The 18,428-nt window shown below is 59.8% G+C and carries 12 protein-coding genes and 1 pseudogene; 2 read left to right on the top strand and 11 right to left on the bottom strand.

Going from position 1 to position 18,428, the window contains the following annotated elements:
• Position 1 precedes the first annotated feature (1 nt).
• From fdnG to selD, 7 genes are all read right to left on the bottom strand, one after another.
• Positions 2-3,070 carry a formate dehydrogenase-N subunit alpha gene (fdnG, locus tag P0D89_RS34735; protein ID WP_408365421.1) on the bottom strand — a complete coding sequence of 1,023 codons (3,069 nt, stop codon included), beginning with the start codon at positions 3,068-3,070 and terminating at the stop codon, positions 2-4.
• A 757-nt stretch (positions 3,071-3,827) separates the two neighbouring features.
• On the bottom strand, positions 3,828-5,321 hold the full coding sequence (locus tag P0D89_RS34730; protein ID WP_408365419.1) for a multicopper oxidase family protein: 1,494 nt from the start codon (positions 5,319-5,321) through the stop codon (positions 3,828-3,830).
• Between the two features lie 98 nt (positions 5,322-5,419).
• Positions 5,420-7,840, bottom strand: coding sequence for a heavy metal translocating P-type ATPase (locus P0D89_RS34725; protein WP_408365417.1), 2,421 nt, complete (start codon positions 7,838-7,840; stop codon positions 5,420-5,422).
• A 72-nt stretch (positions 7,841-7,912) separates the two neighbouring features.
• Positions 7,913-8,110: a heavy-metal-associated domain-containing protein gene (locus P0D89_RS34720; protein ID WP_408365415.1), complete on the bottom strand. Its 198-nt coding sequence runs from the start codon at positions 8,108-8,110 to the stop codon at positions 7,913-7,915.
• Between the two features lie 440 nt (positions 8,111-8,550).
• Positions 8,551-8,793, bottom strand: coding sequence for a sulfurtransferase-like selenium metabolism protein YedF (gene yedF, locus P0D89_RS34715; protein WP_408365413.1), 243 nt, complete (start codon positions 8,791-8,793; stop codon positions 8,551-8,553).
• The gene (gene yedE, locus P0D89_RS34710; RefSeq protein ID WP_408365411.1) at positions 8,790-10,112 is read right to left on the bottom strand and encodes a selenium metabolism membrane protein YedE/FdhT; all 1,323 of its coding nucleotides are present in this window, start codon (positions 10,110-10,112) and stop codon (positions 8,790-8,792) included. Before yedE ends, yedF begins: the two co-directional genes overlap by 4 nt.
• 19 nt (positions 10,113-10,131) lie before the next feature.
• A complete protein-coding gene (selD, locus tag P0D89_RS34705) occupies positions 10,132-11,217 on the bottom strand; it encodes a selenide, water dikinase SelD (protein ID WP_408365409.1) in 1,086 nt (361 codons plus the stop codon).
• Positions 11,218-11,788: 571 nt separating this feature from the next.
• Here selD and P0D89_RS34700 point away from each other — a divergent pair.
• On the top strand, positions 11,789-12,943 hold the full coding sequence (locus tag P0D89_RS34700; protein ID WP_408365451.1) for an MFS transporter: 1,155 nt from the start codon (positions 11,789-11,791) through the stop codon (positions 12,941-12,943).
• Here P0D89_RS34700 and P0D89_RS34695 read toward each other — a convergent pair.
• From P0D89_RS34695 to P0D89_RS34685, 3 genes and pseudogenes are all read right to left on the bottom strand, one after another.
• Positions 12,943-13,451, bottom strand: a pseudogene (locus P0D89_RS34695) (cbb3-type cytochrome c oxidase subunit I); the annotation flags it as partial. The gene P0D89_RS34700 and the pseudogene P0D89_RS34695 overlap by 1 nt on opposite strands.
• 64 nt (positions 13,452-13,515) lie before the next feature.
• Positions 13,516-14,418 carry a 4-hydroxy-tetrahydrodipicolinate synthase gene (dapA, locus tag P0D89_RS34690; protein WP_408365407.1) on the bottom strand — a complete coding sequence of 301 codons (903 nt, stop codon included), beginning with the start codon at positions 14,416-14,418 and terminating at the stop codon, positions 13,516-13,518.
• 5 nt (positions 14,419-14,423) lie between these two features.
• The gene (locus P0D89_RS34685) at positions 14,424-15,653 is read right to left on the bottom strand and encodes an aminotransferase-like domain-containing protein (protein ID WP_408365405.1); all 1,230 of its coding nucleotides are present in this window, start codon (positions 15,651-15,653) and stop codon (positions 14,424-14,426) included.
• A 180-nt stretch (positions 15,654-15,833) separates the two neighbouring features.
• Here P0D89_RS34685 and P0D89_RS34680 point away from each other — a divergent pair, with 180 nt between their 5' ends.
• Positions 15,834-17,261 (top strand): aminotransferase-like domain-containing protein, encoded by a 1,428-nt coding sequence (locus P0D89_RS34680; RefSeq protein WP_408365403.1) that lies wholly within the window; start codon positions 15,834-15,836, stop codon positions 17,259-17,261.
• A 789-nt stretch (positions 17,262-18,050) separates the two neighbouring features.
• On the opposite strand, the gene P0D89_RS34675 is transcribed toward P0D89_RS34680, so the two are convergent.
• Positions 18,051-18,428, bottom strand: a 378-nt coding sequence (locus tag P0D89_RS34675) for a phosphate acyltransferase (RefSeq protein WP_408365401.1), incomplete at its 5' end; no start/stop codon positions are given.

Genomic DNA, 18,428 nt, shown 5'->3' with positions numbered 1-18,428 from the left:
CTTATGCCTTCTCGACCTTGACCAGGAACGACTTGAACTCCGGCGTCTGGGCATTGGCGTCGCCCACCGAGGGAGTCAGCGTGTTCGCGAGGTAGGCCGGTTTCGTTTCGCCCTTGAAGCCCCAGGAAAACGGAATGCCGACCGTCTGGACCTTGCGGCCGTCGATCGTGAGCGGCTTGATCCGCTTGGTGACGACGGCAACCGCGACAATGAAGCCGCGATTGGACGAGACCTTGACGCGGTCACCCGCGACAACACCCACCTCGCTCGCGAGATCCTCGCTGATTTCCACGAACTGCTCCGGTTGCACGATCGCGTTCAGGCGTGCGTGCGTGGTCCAGCAGTGGAAGTGCTCCGTGATTCCGTACGTGGTCGCGGCGTGCGGGAACTGGTCGGCCTTGCCGAAGTTCGCGCGATCGCCCGGGAACACGCGTGCCGCCGGGTTGTTCGTCGCTTGCGGGTTGTGCGGATGCAGCGGGTTGTAGCCCAGCGGCGTCTCGAACGGCTCGTAGTGCTCAGGGAACGGTCCCTCATTCATCGCGCCGCGGACGAAAAAGCGCGCCACGCCTTCCTGAGTCATGATGAACGGACCCATGCCCAGCGAAGGCGCTTCGTCGACCTTGTAGTCGGGAACGTCCGCCCCTGTCCACCGGCTGCCGTCCCACGCGATCACCTTGCGGCTCGGATCGAACGGCTTGCCGTCCACATCGCACGATGCACGGTTGTAGAGAATGCGCCGATTCGCCGGCCACGCCCACGCCCAGCCGAGCGTCTGACCGATGCCGGTCGGGTCGCTGTTGTCGCGCCGGGCCATCTGGTTGCCCTGCTCCGTCCACGCACCGGCGAAGAGCCAACAGCCGCTCGCCGTGCTGCCGTCATCGCGCAACAGCGCGAAACCAGGCAGCTGCTGCCCCGCTTTCAAGAGCGTTTTACCAGGATTGGCAGGATCGCCGAGGTCCGTCAGCGCGCTGCCGTTGTACTCGCGCGCGAGCTCGTCCGGACGCGGGCTCTCGGGGTTGGCGTACGGCCACGCCAGCTTGACGATCGGATCTGGGAATTTACCGCCTTCCTTGCGATACATGTCACGCATGCGCGTGAAGATGCCACCCATGATCGCGAGGTCGCTGCGCGCCTCGCCCGGCGGCTCCGCGCCCTTCCAGTGCCACTGCAGAACGCGTGCCGAGCTGATGACCGAACCGTCTTCCTCGGCGAAGCAGGTGGTCGGCAGACGGAACACCTCGGTCTGGATCTTCGACGAGTCAACGTCGTTGAACTCCCCGTAGTTCTTCCAGAACTCGGACGTTTCCGTCGCGAGCGGATCCATGATGATCAGCCACTTCAGCTTGGACAGACCTTCAACCACCTTCGTCTTGTCCGGCGCCGACGCCATGACGTTGAAGCCCTGGCAAATGAAGCCGTTCAACTTGCCCTCGTACATCAGTTCGATCGACTGGAGCAAGTCGTAGGATTTATCCTGCTTGGGCAGGTACTCGTAGCCCCAGTTGTTGTCCTTGGTCGCAGCGTCGCCCCACCATGACTTCATGAGACTGACGTGGAAGGCGCGATAGTTCTGGTAGTAGCTGAGCTGGTTGGGCCGCAACGGCTTGAGCGCACGCTTCTCGATGTAATGCTCGTAGTCCTGCTCGGCGTCTGCCGGTAAGGTCAGGTACCCCGTCAGCATGCCGGACATCAGGCCGAGGTCTGTGAGGCCCTGAATGTTCGAGTGCCCCCGCAGCGCGTTCATCCCGCCGCCGGCAATGCCGATGTTGCCGAGCAGCAGCTGCACCATTGCGCCGGTACGGATTGTCTGCGAGCCGGTCGAGTGGTGCGTCCAGCCAAGTGCGTAGAGAATCGTGCCCGCCCGGTTTGGCGCCGACGTGCTGGCGAGCATCTCGCACACGTGCAGGAACTTGGCCTTCGGCGTGCCGCAGATCTTCTCGACCATCTCAGGCGTGTAGCGCGAGTAATGCGTCTTCATCAGCTGATAGACGCATCGCGGGTGACTCAACGTCGGGTCGCTCTTGACGTAGCCGTCGTCGCCGCGTTCGTAGTCCCACGAGCTCTTGTCGTAGCTGTGCTTCTCGGGGTGATAGCCAGAGAAAATCCCGTCGTTGAACGAGAAGTCTTCACTGACGATAAAGCTGAAATCGGTGTAATTCCGCACGTATTCGTGCTGGATCTTGTCGTGCGTCAGCAGGTAGTTGATGACGCCGCCAAGGAACGCGATGTCCGTGCCGGTACGAATCGGTGCGTAGTAATCCGCAACCGATGCGGTTCGCGTAAAGCGCGGATCAACCACGATCAGGCGTGCATTTCGATGTGCCTTGGCTTCGACGACCCATTTGAAACCGCACGGGTGCGCCTCGGCTGCATTGCCGCCCATCACCAGAATCACGTCCGCGTTCTTGATGTCGACCCAATGGTTCGTCATCGCTCCACGGCCAAACGTCGGGGCAAGACCTGCCACCGTCGGGCCGTGTCAGACACGCGCTTGGTTGTCGAACGAGAGCAGCCCCATACTGCGGACGGCCTTTTGCGTCAGGTATCCGACTTCGTTGCTGGACGCGGACGCAGCGAGCATCCCCGTGGTCAGCCAACGGTTGACGGTCTTGCCGTCTGCCGTCTTTTCAACGAAGTTGGTATCGCGATCCTGCTTCATCCGCTTCGCGATGCGAGTGAGCGCGTCTTCCCAGGAAAGGCGCTCCCACTTGTCGGAGCCGGGCGCCCGATACTCGGGGTACTGGACGCGGCTCTTGCTGTGGACGAAGTCGAGCAGGCTCGCGCCCTTCGGACACAGCGTGCCGCGATTGACCGGGTGGTCCGGATCGCCTTCGATGTGGATGATGCTGGCCTTGGCGTTTTTGGCGTTATCGCCCAAGCCATACATCAAAATGCCGCAGCCTACCGAACAGTAGGTGCAGGTGTTGCGAGTTTCCGTAGTGCGCGTGAGCTTGTACTGGCGGACTTCCGCGAGCGCGGGAGTCGGAGCGAAGCCCATGAGGGCCAGGCTCGATCCTGCCAGTGTGGTCGACGACACCTTGAGAAACTGTCGACGCGTCATGTTGAGCATGAAGCAGACCTCAAATCAGAGAACAAGGTTTATCAATATTCGCTGCCGTTGCGAAAACAGCAGCGGGCTATGAACCATCGCATCAGGACATCAAACAGTCATGCCCGAGCGCAGTGCAAATTTCACGGCGTAGCTTGGAGGGATGATCATCGGCGGATCAGGTAGTGAGTGGGTCGTCCATCCTGCTGCAGGGTGTGATGCCGTCGTTCGCGGCTGCCTCTTCGAAGAACCGCTCAAAGCACTGCATGTGGTAGCGGAACTCTGACAATTCCTCGAAGTTCGCCTCGGCCAGGCCGCGAACGGATGCGTTTATGGGGCATTCAGAAAAAATCAATGATGGCGGACAATATATCATGGTGTGATATTACGTTCTACCCGCGCAATGACTGTTTATCTCATCGATTCCACGATTTAAGTTTTGCATAAACAGCAACGGTGAAATCTGACCAATACGTCACAGAATGATATGTTAACAGTCGCGCTTCCCGGGGGCTGTGCTGTCACGTCCCCAAGGCGGTCGCGTTTGTGGTCACGATGAAGATGACAAGATGGCTCTATCTCCCTTGTCGCACCGCTTCCGCTAAAAGTCCCAAAGTTCGGCAACATGCTCATCGACGGCCCGCCACACCAGATCCGGTTCGCCGCGCAGCGTAACGAACTGTTATTTCGGCTCGCTACCGGCAACTTGACACCGACCATCCCGGCGATCCGCTCCGGCGCAAGGCACCTTCGGCGAGTAAGTCCATGGAACTGGGCGTCAAACGTACGCGACTTCCGTGATCATGCCCGCCTGCATGTGATAGAGATTGTGGCAATGCATTAGCCACCGTCCCGCGTTGTCCGCATCGAACTCCACCGTCACCTTCGCCATCGGAGGGACTACCACGGTGTCGCGCATCGCGCCAGGAAAGGCCTTCTCATTAAGCGCTACTACCTGAAAGTGGTGGCCATGCAAATGGATGGGGTGAGACATCATCGTCATGTTGTGAAAGGTCATAGCCACTCGCTGGCCGGACCGGATCTTGACAACGTCGCGATCGTCCCAGCCCTTGCCGTTGAATCCCCACACATAGGGATGCATTGACCCGGTTAGCTTCAGCATGAATTGCGCATTGACGGGACGGGGCCTCAAAGGTCTCGCTGCAGACAAGCGCGCCTCCTGATCAAAGCCGATCGCGCCGAATTTTTCCGAGGCTGTGGAGGCGACCTTTCCGACGTTTGCGCCGTGAACAGCAAGCATGATCCCCGTGCGCTGCCGATCGCCTTCCCGTACCGCGAAAATCGGCCATACGCCAGCCTCATTGGGCAGTTGCACCAGAATGTCCATTCGCTGGGCCATTGCCAGCTGAACGCGGCTTGCGCGAAGAGGCTGCGTGGCGTTGCCATCGACAGCAACGACCGTACCCTCCAACTGGCCCAGGTCGATGTGGAAGTTCGTCGATGACGCGCCGTTGATGATGCGAAGGCGAACTCTTCCACCTCGCTCGACGCGGACAATTTCCGGATCGCGAAGCGTTCTGTCGTTGGCCAGATAGGCATCGAATTCGACGTCATTCAGGTCCATGCTCATCGGCATGGAATCTGACATGGCGGCCGTGCCGCGCATGTCCGCCATCTTGATCATGCCCGGAGATGTTGCGCGAGGGCTCGATGCTGCCATGGCTTTCATGCTGTTTGTCCCGGAGCGTTGCAGTTCCACCATGACCTCCGGCGGGTCGCGAAAAAGGAAGTCCTCGAGAAAGACGGGCACCTCCTGGACGTCCGCCCGGACGTCGTCAGCTGTACGCACGACCAACGGAGCGGCAAGGAGCCGCTGCTCCTGAAAGCCATGGTGCGAATGCATCCAGTAGGTGCCCGGACGGGCCGCAAAATCGTATGCCCGACGTTCGCCCGGCTGAAGTTCCGGCACGCCGAACTGACTGACTCCATCCTGATCGGGTGGTGGCACCTGTCCGTGCCAGTGAACGATGGTCGGTTCTTTCAGGCCATTGATCAGTTCCACCTGGAAACGCTCACCCGGATCCAGGAAAAGACCGCGAGTGCCGTCAGGTTGACGCAGCCCGAACATCGTGGCGGCACGGCCGTTGACGTCGGTTGAACGCGTCTCGACGAGCAGACGACGCCGGGTGCCACCGCCTTTTCCACTTTCTATTGTCGAAAAATTGCTGGCGCCCCATGCCGTAGATCCCGCAAGCGCCGCGGTTGTAGTCACAACAGAGGTCATTAAAAATTTTCGGCGAGGCAACAACATTGAGTCTTTTCCTTTATTCCCGAGTTTCCCGGAAGCTTTGCTACGAGGCGTGGTGAAACGAGTCCAGACGCTCCACCTCCCCGGTTGGGTAGCGGTGGTTATCGACGGTTCTTATCAGGCGACCACAACCGCAACGTCAGCGCGTTACTCACAACGCTGACACTACTGAACGCCATCGCCGCGCCTGCCACTACTGGATTGAGCAAGCCCAGCGCCGCCAGCGGCACGCCAATCACGTTATAGACGAATGCCCAGAAGAGGTTCTGCTGAATCTTCCGGTAGGTGCGGCGTGAGATGTCGATGGCGTCCGCGATGAGGGCGGGGTCTCCGCGCATCAGCGTAATGCCGGCCGCGTGCATCGCCACGTCGGTCCCGGTCGCCATCGCGATGCCGACGTCCGCCGCAGCAAGTGCGGGCGCATCGTTGATGCCATCGCCGACCATCGCAACTGTTCTACCCGACGCGCGAAGTTCAGATACGACGCGCGCCTTGTCCTCGGGCAGTACCTCGGCGTTCACTGCCCCAATACCAAGCCGTTCAGCTACAGCGCGTGCCGCGCCCTTGTTATCGCCGGTCAGCAGGACCGTCCGTATTCTCATCGCATGCAACTGGTCAACGGCCGCCACCGCGGTGTCCTTGACAGTGTCGCCAAAGGCGAGCAGCGCCACCACCTTGCTGGTATTGCCCAATTCGACAAGCCACGAAACGGTCCGTCCACCAGCTTGTGCAGCGTTGCCCTTAAGAAGAATCGCCGCCGGTACCCTGATGCCCGATTCCTGCAGGAATCGGGCATTCGCAATGGCGTAGGGCCGGGCATCGACGACCGCCTGCACTCCCCGCCCGGCTATGGCACGCACGTCACTCGCCCTTGGAACGACTATCCCGTCCGCCTGCGCTGCTTGCGTCACTGCATGCGCCAGCGGATGCTCGCTGCCCTGCTGGATAGCCGCCGCGATAGCGAGCCCTTCACCGCGCGCGAGGCCAAGGGTATGGAACTCGACGAGTGCCGGCCTGCCAACTGTCAGCGTGCCTGTCTTGTCGAACGTGACGGTATTGATTCTATGAGCCATTTCCAGGGCTTCGGCATCCTTGATGAGAATGCCGTGCCGCGCCGCGACCCCAGTGCCAGCCATGATGGCGGTCGGTGTTGCCAGTCCCAATGCGCACGGGCAGGCGATAACAAGCACGGCGACCGCGTTGAGAATGGCGGTTTCCACGTTGCCTGAGTAGAGCATCCAGCCAACGAAAGTCACGCACGCAATGGCCAGAATCGTCGGCACAAATACAGCACTGACCTTGTCGACCAATCGCTGAATGGGCGCCTTCTCCGCCTGAGCGGATTCGACCAGCCGGATGATTCTGGAGAGCGTTGTTTCCGCGCCGACGGCCGTCGTCTCGATGACAAGCAATCCGTCGACGTTGATGGCCCCGCCGGTGACCTTATCGCCGGGCTGCTTCGCGACGGGCAGGCTTTCGCCCGTGATCAGTGATTCGTCCACTGAACTGGAGCCTTCCAGAATCTTGCCGTCTACCGGCACGCGCTCACCCGGGCGGACGACCACCTGGGTGCCGATGCGTACGGCGGTGAGAGGTAGCTCGTGCTCAGTCCCGTCCATGCGGACACGCGCCCTGTCAGGCCGGAGTGCGTTCAATGCGCGGATAGCCTCCGTAGTCTGGCGCTTCGCCTTGGCTTCGAGCCATTTCCCGAACAGGACCAGTGTGATGACAACAGCCGATGCTTCGAAATACAGATGGCCCATCGCACCCGGATGAGCGATGACCTCATAGACGCTCAGCCCGTACGCTGCCGACGTACCGAGCGCAACCAGCAGGTCCATGTTGCCGGCCTTCGCGAGCACCGCCTTGCAGGCTGATTTGTAGAAACGCAGGCCGAACCCGAACTGCACGACTGTCGCGAGAGCCAACGAAAGCCAGAGCGGCAGCATGACGTGGTGGCCGACCCACTGCGCCGCCATCGGCACGACAAGCGGCGCGCTGAAAACGGCTGCACCGCCTACCTTGAGCGCTGCCAGGTCTCGCTTCGGCGACGGGTCGATGTTAGTTGCCGGAATGCTCGCGTCGTATCCTGCCTTCTGTACGGCACCCACGAGAGCATCCGGGGAGACACTGGCAAGTGCCCTTATCGTTGCCTGTTCCGTCGCCAGGTTCACGCTGGCCGATGACACGCCGACGACCTTGTTGAGTGACTTCTCAACGCGCGCGACACACGATACGCAGGTCATGCCATTGATGCTCAGGACGACCTCCTGTTCTGGCACCCCATAGCCGGCCGCACGAACTGCGTCTGCGACGGCAGCTTGCGCCTGAAGAGATTCAGCTTCGATAGACGCTTTCTCGGTCGCAAGATTCACAGAGCTTCGCGTCACGCCGGGCACGCGCGCAATCGCTTTTTCCACCCGTGCAACGCACGACGCGCACGTCATGCCCTCAATGGGCAGCTCGAAGGAAGTGGCAGCGCCAGACATAGCGCGATTGACATTCAGAAGTTCGGTAGCCATGGTCGTGTGGAAGGCCGCACCGGTGGTGCGGCCGTAGAGGACTGCGGGACCGGCATCATGCCGGCAAAGGCGTCACGCGCGAACAGTCGGGGTGTATCCCGCATCCTCGATGGCAGACAGGAGATCGCCTGCAGCGTGGGCGGATTCGATGCGCACCATCCTGGTTGCAACGTCGATATCCACTTTCGCCTGTGCGTCGATGTCCTTGACCGCTTTCGTGATGACGCCCGCACAATGCCCGCAGGTCATGTCTTTGACTTCCAGTTCCATTTTGAAGATTCCGTTTTGATGTAGGGAAACCCAGTTTGGACCTTCCAACCGGGGGAAGGTAAAGCGCTGCGACTCATTTTTTTTGGCCATCTTGTGCAGAATTGTGCATTCCGGATGTGCGTCGCTTCGACAGTGCTCCGCCAGATCGGTGACCGTGACCGTGCTTTTTGACTATCTTGTCGTTGGAGATAGTTTCAGACGACCCAAATCGTTCGTCTCACGCAACGAACGGGAATTGCGTAAAAGCTTCTGAGTTATGAAGGCGTCGCAGTACGAAACGTTTGAACCTGAGCGACCTGCTGGATCGGATACTGATACGAGCGCGATCTGCCGGCAGTGTCGGCAGCACAGATCCCATGTCGGTATCCAGTGGACAGGTTGGCCACAATAGTCGGCGGCTGGTTAGCAACTTGAACTTCATATGGTGCCGGCCAAGATGCTTAACGCCGGATCAAATAGCGAATTGTCGGACCGTCCTGCTGGATCTGCAGTACCTCATAGCCGTGATTACGGGCATCGGCCGGAATGTTGTTGATAGATTGTGGGCAGTCGGTAACGACTTCCAGAATTTCGCCAGGCTGCAGTTGCGGCATTGCCTCAAGTGTCGCAACTGCCGGGTAGGGGCAAGGCTCGCCTGTTATATCGAGGCGATAAGTTGGCGTATATGAGGTGAGCTGGCTCATGCCGATTCCTTTGAAAGCCCAAGTGATTTCGCATCATCGGTTGCGACTTTTGTTTTCCGCCGCGCGAAGAATATTTTCTCCCACCACACGATGGCTGCCATCGCCAGTGCGAGCATCAGGTAGGTGGCGAACAGGCCGCCCTGCGGACCAAGCGCGGTGAGCAGGTTGATCCTGGGGTACGGGGTTGCGAGTTCAGGCGCGAGGCTGTCCCAGCATGCCGCGAGAAGGGTGCCGCCAATGATGCTGCCTGTTCCGACCAGCCAGTAATGTACCTGGCCCTCTACGGCGCGGCACATCCAGCCCGTCTCACAGCCCCCTGCGATCACGATGCCGAACCCGAACAGCAGCCCACCGATCGCGACATTCGGGCCCGCCCACATCGTAATCGGCGGCACGCCCCGCTGCGTGTACGTGTAGACGCCTATCACGCTCACGGCGATGCCGATCAGGATGGCCTTCGCCATCTGTGTGCGGCCGGTGAGCCATAAGTCACGAAAAGCCGACGTAAAGCAGATCTGCGCGCGTTCCACGATTAGCCCGAACGCAACGCCGAACAGTGCGGCAAGGCCGAGTCGCGGTACAGCAAAGGTTCTGACGACAGCCCACAGCACGAATGCCGCGAAGACCAGCATGCCAAGCCGGAAGCGGCGCGCGGCGCGCGCGTGTTGTGTGTCAAGCGGTTGTGGGATCGACACTTTCTGCAGTTTTAGCGGTGTCCGGAATATCGGCAACATGGTGAAGCGCACACCGAACCATGTACCGGCGGCGGTTGTAACCGCAAAAATCCATGCGTGCAGCGAGAACTGCGGAATGCCGGTAAAAAAAGACGCCAGGTTGCACCCCATGGCAAGGCGTGCACCGAAGCCCGTGACGATTCCGCCGCCAAGTGCCTGGACGACGCGAATGGGGTGCTGGGGTAGGCGCAGTTTGACGTTGTTCGCCGATAGCGCGGCGCTTAGACAGCCCGCGAACATTCCGATGACCATCATCCCGTCGACCCGATCCAACGGCGAGCCATCGAGGTGTATCAGCTTGAAGTAGCCCCAGGTTTCCGGGTGATAGCCGAACAACTGCAGCACCGCGCCGCCCCAGCGTGTGAATTCGCCAGTGACGGCCCAGTACGTCCCTGTGATCCCAAAATAGTAGGCCGACAGCACGCCTGCGGCGATGAGGGCTGGCGTTGGAGACCAGAACCGGATCAGATAGTCGCGCTTGAAGTCCTGCCAATTTGCCACGGTCGTGCTCCAAGGTTTGTTTAAGGGAGACGGCTTGCTTCCAGAATGCTTCGGGCAATCCCGAACTGATGCCTGAAAACGCAACGTCCCAACGGTTCGTACCTTAGACGACCACGACTTTCGCTGGACCATCGACCATTTCGCCGATCACCGCCGCGCTGTCGAAACCATCTGCGCGCAACAGGGCGAGTACGGTATCGGCGTCATCCGGCGAGCACGCAATCAGAAGACCACCGGAAGTCTGCGGGTCCGTCAACAGCGCCTGGGCCTGTGGCGGCAGGCCACCAGCCAGGGCGACATCCACACCGTACGAGTGCCAGTTGCGTCCCGAGGCGCCTGTCACCACGCCCTCGCCCGCGAGTGCCTGCACGCCGTCGAGCCAAGGAAGGTCGGCATACCGGATCCGCGCGCTTATCCCTGCGCCGCGGCTCAGTTCCAGAGTGTGACCAAGCAGGCCGAAGCCCGTTACGTCTGTCATCGCGTGGACACCCGGCCGTCCAGCGAGCTGGGAACCGGTTCGGTTGAGCTGGGTCGTGGCCGTAACCATCGCCTGGTATCCAGCGGCGCCAAGGAGGTTCTTCTTCAATGCAGCGGACAGGATGCCGACGCCCAGCGGTTTGCCGAGGACCAGCACGTCGCCAGGGCGTGCACCGTCATTGCGGACAATGCGCTGCGGATGCACAAGGCCGAACACAGCCAGTCCGTAGATCGGCTCGACCGAATCGATCGAGTGTCCCCCAGCGACTGGTATTCCAGCGGCGGCGCACACCGACTCCCCACCTTTCAGGATGCTCGCAATCGTTTCGGGTGCCAGAGTCTTGAGCGGCATACCGACGACCGCGAGTGCCAGGAGCGGTTTGCCACCCATCGCGTAGATGTCAGACAGGGCATTAGTTGCGGCAATGCGTCCAAAATCAAACGGGTCGTCGACGATGGGCATGAAAAAGTCGGTGGTTGCGACAATGGCTTGTTCGTCGTTGAGACGATAGACGGCCGCGTCGTCCGATGTTTCGTTGCCGACCAACAGGTCCGCGAAACGGGCCGCCGGAGCGGAGCGCTTCAGCAACTGCGCAAGTACGCCGGGGGCAATTTTGCAACCGCAGCCACCGCCGTGGGCCAGTTCGGTGAGACGAGGTTGTGCTGCAGTGACAGCATCGGAAAGCGCGGGGGACGTAGTCACAGTGGTCATGATAGGGAAACTCCAGAACTACAAAAATCCACCTCGAGGGTGGTCGCTGAATCGCCGGCGGGTGAGGCTCTGCTCTGTGCTCACGGCACGCTCAGGCAGCTGCCTTCCAGGCCCGCTATGCGCCTGGCGCACGGACTTACATGACGTCGCTGGCATCGGATGTCCTACCCAATCGTTCGAACTCAGGAGAGAGTTGCACGCGAAAAATCTGGGCGAACATCAGTTACGGGAGCGGACACTCACCGGAGCAATGCGGAACGATTGGCGGATTGTCGGCCGAGATTCCTGAATTGAACAGAAGCAGCCGGTGGGTAAATATGGGCAGCAGTTCTATTCGCAACGGATAGATTTGACCTGTATATCACGGCATGATATTTTACCAATCGCGCTTCGGCATGACCGTGCGAATTTCTGCGGGCAGTCCTATTTTCCCCAGCTTGCGCGACAGGACGTGCAGTCGCCTCCGTGATGCATCGGAGGCACACTCCTTCACCCCCGCTTGACTGCTGGTTTTTTTATCCGTTCGTTTGACACGCTCCCGATGTCCAATCCGTCCGTCACGTATTCACGCATGAGTGCGCCCGAGCTGCGCGCGACCGTGTCGCTTGCCGCCATCTTCGCGCTGCGCATGCTGGGCCTCTTCATGATCATGCCGGTGTTTTCGGTCTACGCGAAAACGTTCCCCGGCGGCGACAACGTTCTGCTCGTCGGCATCGCGCTCGGCGCCTACGGCGTCACGCAGTCGCTCCTCTACATCCTTTACGGCTGGATCTCGGACAAGGTGGGACGCAAGCCCGTCATCGCGACGGGCCTGGTGATCTTCGCGCTCGGCAGTTTCGTCGCGGCATTCGCGCATGACATGACGTGGATTATCGTCGGCCGGGTGATTCAGGGGATGGGCGCGGTGTCGTCCACGGTGATCGCGTTCATCGCCGACCTCACCGCCGAAGAGCATCGCACCAAGGCGATGGCGATGGTCGGCAGCTCGATTGGCGTGTCGTTCGCGGTGGCGATCGTCGGTGCGCCGATCGTATTTCACTGGGTCGGGATGAGCGGTCTCTTCGCGCTCGTCGGCGTGTTCTCGATCCTCGCGGTGGGCATCGTGCTGTGGATCGTTCCGGATGCGCCCAAGCCAGTACACGTGCGCGCGCCGTTCGTGGAGGTGCTACACAACGTAGAGCTGCTGCGGCTGAACTTCGGCGTGCTGGTCCTGCACGCGACGCAGACGGCGCTCTTTCTCGTCGTCCCGCGCCTTCTCGTGGACGCCGGGCTGCCGGTCGCGTCGCACTGGAAGATCTATCTGCCTGTGATGGGACTCGCATTCGCGATGATGGTCCCGGCAATCATCGTCGCCGAAAAGCGGGGCAAGATGAAGCCCGTGCTGGTTTCGGCGATCGGTCTTATCCTGATCGGCCAGCTTTTGCTCGGCGCTGCACCGCATACCATTCTGATTATGGCAGCGATCCTCTTCGTCTACTTCCTCGGCTTCAACATTCTGGAGGCGTCGCAGCCATCGCTGGTGTCGAAGCTCGCGCCCGGCACGCGCAAGGGCGCGGCGGCCGGCGTGTACAACACGACGCAGTCGATCGGGCTCGCGCTCGGTGGTGTGGTCGGCGGCTGGCTGCTGAAGATCGACGGGCCGAGTGCGGTGTTCTACACGTGCTCGGGGCTCGTTCTGTGCTGGCTTTTAATCGCGACCAGTATGCAGGCGCCGCCGCGGGCCTAAGCGCCCACAATATGAATCGCAAAAATCGGCAGATCCATGCCGGGACCCATCTGCGTAGACAGTGGAGCGTACATCTTCCATCCGGCGGCCGGCGCGCCGCCCGGCACCCATCACGAGCCGAGCAGCAGCACGGTGAACACCGGGAACAATCAGAAGCTCAGATTGTTCGTGCGTGCAAACACCATATCGGGCGCGCCGATCTGCAGCGGAATCATCCAGTCTACTAGCGCCACGAACGCAGGCACGATTGCCCCGAAGATCATGATCAGGCCGTATTCCGTGACGAGCTGATTAAAGAACTCCGGCCGCATGATCTGCAGGCCAGGTTCAACCAGCTCAGCCGGATCATCAGTGCCATCACGTCACCAACCATCAGGATCGTCATCGCGAACAGCAAATACAGCGTCCCGATATCCTTGTGATTCGTGGCCAACAGCCGCCTGCGCCAGCCCACGGGAACATCATGCGCGCCGTGAATAATCGGCGACAGTATCGGAAGATAGTTCACTCGTTTTTCTTTTTCTCATCTGTGAAAGGTCGGTGACAGCAGCGTGGCAATCACGGGACGGTGGCTACCGTCCGAGCAGATGCCTGGATGTCTCGAATGCGACGCTGGTTTCCAGTGAGTGAGCGAGCACAGGCGGAACGACAAGCGGCGCTCGCAGCGTTGAACCCATCAAACCGAGCTGATGCGCGACCCATTTCGCCGGAACGGGATTCGTATCGGCGGAAAGAACGTCATAAAGGGGATTGAGGAGCTCCTCGAGCCTTGCAGCGTCGTCCATATCACCCCGCCGAATCGCCTCACACATGGCTCGAACCGCCGACGGTGCGACATTGGCTGCCACCGAGATAACGCCCGAGCCACCTGCCGCCATCAGGCCGAAAGCCGACGAGTCATCCCCACTGACAATCCGGAAGTCGGGCGCAACCGTAGCGATAAGACGCACCGCTCGCTGCAGATCTCCGGTGGCGTCCTTCAGACCCACAATATTCGGGTGATGGCTGAGTCCAACGATCAACTCCTCGGGAATGCGCACACCAGTCCTGTGAGGGACGTCATACAGGATGACCGGGACACCCACCGCATCGGCAACTGCTGTGAAGTGCCGTTCCATGCCGAGGACGTTCGGCCGGTTGTAGTAGGGCGTAACAGAGAGAATGGCATCGACCTGCTCGTGTTCTGCTTCTCTGGCAAGTTCGCATGCAACGCGCGTCGACGGTGATCCCACCCCCGCAATGATCGGAATCCTGCCAGCTGCGTGCTGAACCCCACGTCTGTATAAGTGCACGTGCTCATCAAGTGACAGCGTTGGTCCCTCCCCTGTTGTCGACGCCACGACAATTGCCTGCGTTCCGGCGTCCACGTGAAAATCCACAAGGCGCTCAAAGACCGCATAGTCAATCTGCTCATTCACAGACATCGGTGTAAGAAGGGCTACAATTGAACCCTGCAAAAAATCGATACGGCTCATGACAGTTACTCCAGACGTCCGTTACATTGCGCTACACGTTCCAATTCATCCCTGATGCACTCGCCGAGCCGCCGGATTCCTTCCGCGAGCTTTTCAGCCGATGCACTCGCAAACGACAATCTGAGGCGGGATTTCTCTGGGCCGTCTACATAGAAAGGAGCCCCTGGTACGTAGGCGACTCCTCGCTTTACGGCATGTTCGAGCATTACGCTGGTATCCAGCCCAGGGATATCAGCCCAGTAGAACATGCCGCCTTCCGGCACGTCGACCGTGAAAGGTGTGTCGCCGAGCTCGGCCTTGATCGCACGCTGCATTGCGTGCGCTTGGCGCTGATAGAAAATCCTCATTCGGCTGAGGGCAGGTTCAAGCGAACCCGCGTTCAGGTAGTGGAATGCAACGAGTTGGGATAGCGTGGCGGAATGCGTATCTCCCAGCTGTTTTGCAACCACTACGTGGCCCAGCAACGCGGGAGGCCCAGATATCCAGGCAAGCCGAAGACCCGGCGCCAGGGTCTTCGATAAACTCGACACGTGAATAACCCACTTCCGCTCCTCCTCACTGGCGAGGGCAAACAGCGACGGCGGAGGCGGATCACGGAAGTAGAGCTCGCCATAGGCATCGTCTTCAACCACGAAGAAGTGATATTTCGTTGCCAGTGAAAGGACCGCCTTGCGCCTGCGCAAAGACAACACGTAGCCGGTCGGGTTGGCGAAGTTCGGAATCAGGTACAACAGCTTTGGACGATGTCGCACGGCAATCGCCTCGAGTTCCTCCGTGCTGATACCCTCCGCATCAGTCGGCACCGGTATCACATCCGCACCCTGAAACCGGAATGCCTGAAGTGCTCCCAGGTAGGTCGGAGCCTCTACCGCGACCCGGTCACCTGGATCGACGAGCACGCGCGCGATCAGGTCGATGGCTTGCTGCGACCCCGTCGTGATGACGATTTCGGGAGCATCGAGCTTGATCCCTCTTTCTCCTGAACGTTGTGCGATGAGTTCCCTCAGTGGCAGATACCCTTCACTGTTTCCATACTGGAATGCGGTTGCCGGAGCGCGCGCAGTCGCACGTTTTGTCGCCTCTTTCAGTCCGTCCAGATCAAGCGCCGCCTCACCCGGAAAGCCGCCTGCGAGGGATATCACGTCAGGATTGCCAAGTAGTGCAAATAATTCACGGATAGCAGATGATTTAACACGTTGTGTCGAGCTAGCGTAGTGAAAGAGGTTTGCGGTCAATTTCAGGGATTTCCAGTAAACACAAAGTTTCCGTCGGGGGCGGACAACACATCACGACATCGGAAGATGATGTATCTTTTCATCTGCTACGAAGCATATGAAAATGACGTATGTTTCCCAAGCAGCAGATCACAACTCTTTTATCGCAGCAGTTCTCACAACCCCGGATGGCCATAGCCGATGAACCGATATGAAACCCTGGCACGCGCGATGGCCGCAGAGATACGCTCCGGCAGCATCGCGGTCGGCTCGCGCATGCCTTCATTACGCCATGTTATCGCCCAGCACGGCGTCAGTCAGTCAACAGCCTCCCGGGCGTACTACCTGCTTGAGGAATGGGGCCTGGTTCGGGCACAGGAACGCTCCGGCTATTACGTGGCGCCCGGTGCGGGAATCGGCAGCGAGACGGCACGTCGAGCATCCGCACCAGCAGAGTCAGCCAGGGTGGACATCAGCGATCTCGTCTTCTCGGTATTGGACGCAGCGAAGCATCCGGGCATCGTACCGCTCGGCTCGGCATTCCCCTCGCCGCAACTCTTCCCCCTGCCCCGGCTCGCCAAGTCCCTTGCGCATGCGGCGCGCCTTATCAGCCCCTGGAGCACCGTGGTGGATCTGCCTCCAGGCAACGAGCATCTGCGTCGGCAAATCGCACTGCGCTACATGGGGATGGGCATATCGCAGCCCATGGAAGAAATTGTTGTGACGAATGGTGCCCTTGAAGCCCTGAATTTGTGCCTGATGGCCGTGACCCGGCCTGGCGATGTCGTTGCCGTCGAATCGCCCGGCTTTTATGCGGCCCTTCAGGCGATTGAGCGGCTTGATCTGCGCGCGGTCGAAATTCCGGTTGATCCGGCAACTGGCCTCGATCTGGACGCGCTGTCCGCGGCTTTGAGGGCGCATCCCGTACGCGCGTGCTGGTTCATGACAAATTTCCAGAACCCCACAGGCGTCACGCTTTCTCTCGAAAAGAAGAAGGCGCTCGTCGAGTTACTCGCAAAACATGAAATCCCGTTGATCGAGGACGACGTGTACGGTGAACTGCACTTCCAGCCGGACTACCCCCTGCCGGCATTGGCGTTTGACCGGCAGGGACTTGTCATGCACTGCGGGTCATTTTCGAAGACACTCGCCCCAGGGTACCGGATAGGCTGGGCCTCTGCCGGCCGCTTTACCGACAAGGTGCAGCGGCTGAAATTGATGACGACGCTGTCGGCCAGCATTCCGGTGCAGGCTGGTATTGCCGATTATCTCCAGCACGGTGGCTACGACCGGCACCTTAGGAAGGTCCGCGGGGCTCTTCGCACGCAACTACAGGAGATGGACGCTTCGATCCGGCGATGGCTGCCACCTGGAGTACGAAGAACTCATCCGACTGGAGGGTACTTCATCTGGCTGGAGTTCCCGGAAGCAATTGATGCCATGGCACTCCACCGCCTTGCGATCGAGCGAGGCATCAGTCTTGCGCCAGGCCCCATTTTCTCTGCTGCTCACGAATTCCAGAACTGCATCCGGCTTAACTATGGCCACCCTTGGAGCGCTGGCATCGACGATGCGATCCAAACGTTGGCCAGGTTACTCGTTCACCCCTCCGTGCGGGGCCAAATCTGAAGTCACTCAATCCGGACGCAAAGGGCAATTTTCGACGCTCGTCCCAGATCGCAATGCCTCGACACCCTAGCGGTGTAGGACGATACGCTAATGCCCAGGCTCCGCTCTGCCGGACAAAGATCAGAGACGCTCGGGCGCGAACCTTAATGAGTCACCGTCGACGCGAACTTCGCAAGAAGGATTAGCAAACCGGCTAAGCACGCGGCGAGGTCGATCGCTACCAGTGGTAAAAATAAAAAGCTTCACGGATACCATATCCGCCTGACGTGACGCGCTTTTGCGAACACCCAAAAAAACTCCAGAATACGATTCGCCACCTCTTCAGAGCAGTCACGGCTATCTCCCGCTGCCCACCCCAATCAAAGGTCTACGCAGGTTATGCGTAGACATGGTGTGTCGCCGTGAACAGTTGCAGTTGCAAACGGTTTGACTAGAGCAGCGAGCACGACTTCGACGACGATCTTTTCGCGACAGGCGCACACGCACGTTCCTTCCATAGTGAACGCTCTGATGTCCGAATCCTGACCTGCCGTGGAACTGCTATGCCATTCTTAACGTTATCTGCTTCTTGAAGGACAAGCCGGGACGCACTAAGGTGTTTAACCTGCGAGTACCAAAGGCATGTGGGCGGGAGATGGCACAAAGGTCATGCTTTCGTGAAGTCCGGAGAGAGCGACATTCTTCCGCTCAACGACCTGATCGCGGCAACGTACCCGCCCTCCGCCCAGAACGCGATGGCAGTCCGCTCTTTCTCAAACGCTTACCATCTGCGATGTCCTGCCGTTGGCCCTAGCGGCTATCCCGATTTGCATCGATGACGGTCAGCGCGGTCATATTGATGATCCGCCGGACTGTGGAACTCGATGTCAGGATGTGCACAGGTGCATCGGCACCCAACAGGAATGGGCCAACAGCTACATTGCCGCCTGCCGCGGTCTTGAGCAAGTTATAGGCGATGTTGCCCGCATCGACGTTCGGACACACCAGCAAATTGGCGGCGCCGTTCAGCCGGGAGGTAGGCAGGATATGCGAGCGCAGCCCTTCATCCAACGCGCAATCACCATGCATTTCGCCGTCGACTTCGAGATCGGGCGCCCGTTCGACAATCAGGTCGAGCGCGCGCCGCATCTTGGTGCCAGACGCCGCGTTACCCGTGCCGAAATTCGA

It is taken from the genome of Paraburkholderia sp. RL18-085-BIA-A (assembly GCF_046027075.1).
Lineage (GTDB): Bacteria > Pseudomonadota > Gammaproteobacteria > Burkholderiales > Burkholderiaceae > Paraburkholderia.
Note: the sequence above shows the minus strand (reverse complement) of the source record. Positions and strands in the feature narration are given on the sequence as shown.

Excerpts from the sequence above, each read along its gene's own strand:
- P0D89_RS34730 (WP_408365419.1), bottom strand. The coding sequence starts at position 5,321 with ATGTTGTTGCCTCGCCGAAAATTTTTAATGACCTCTGTTGTGACTACA.
- P0D89_RS34700 (WP_408365451.1), top strand. The coding sequence starts at position 11,789 with ATGAGTGCGCCCGAGCTGCGCGCGACCGTGTCGCTTGCCGCCATCTTC.
- selD (WP_408365409.1), bottom strand. The coding sequence starts at position 11,217 with ATGACCACTGTGACTACGTCCCCCGCGCTTTCCGATGCTGTCACTGCA.
- P0D89_RS34680 (WP_408365403.1), top strand. The coding sequence starts at position 15,834 with ATGAACCGATATGAAACCCTGGCACGCGCGATGGCCGCAGAGATACGC.
- P0D89_RS34720 (WP_408365415.1), bottom strand. The coding sequence starts at position 8,110 with ATGGAACTGGAAGTCAAAGACATGACCTGCGGGCATTGTGCGGGCGTC.
- dapA (WP_408365407.1), bottom strand. The coding sequence starts at position 14,418 with ATGAGCCGTATCGATTTTTTGCAGGGTTCAATTGTAGCCCTTCTTACA.
- P0D89_RS34725 (WP_408365417.1), bottom strand. The coding sequence starts at position 7,840 with ATGGCTACCGAACTTCTGAATGTCAATCGCGCTATGTCTGGCGCTGCC.
- yedF (WP_408365413.1), bottom strand. The coding sequence starts at position 8,793 with ATGAGCCAGCTCACCTCATATACGCCAACTTATCGCCTCGATATAACA.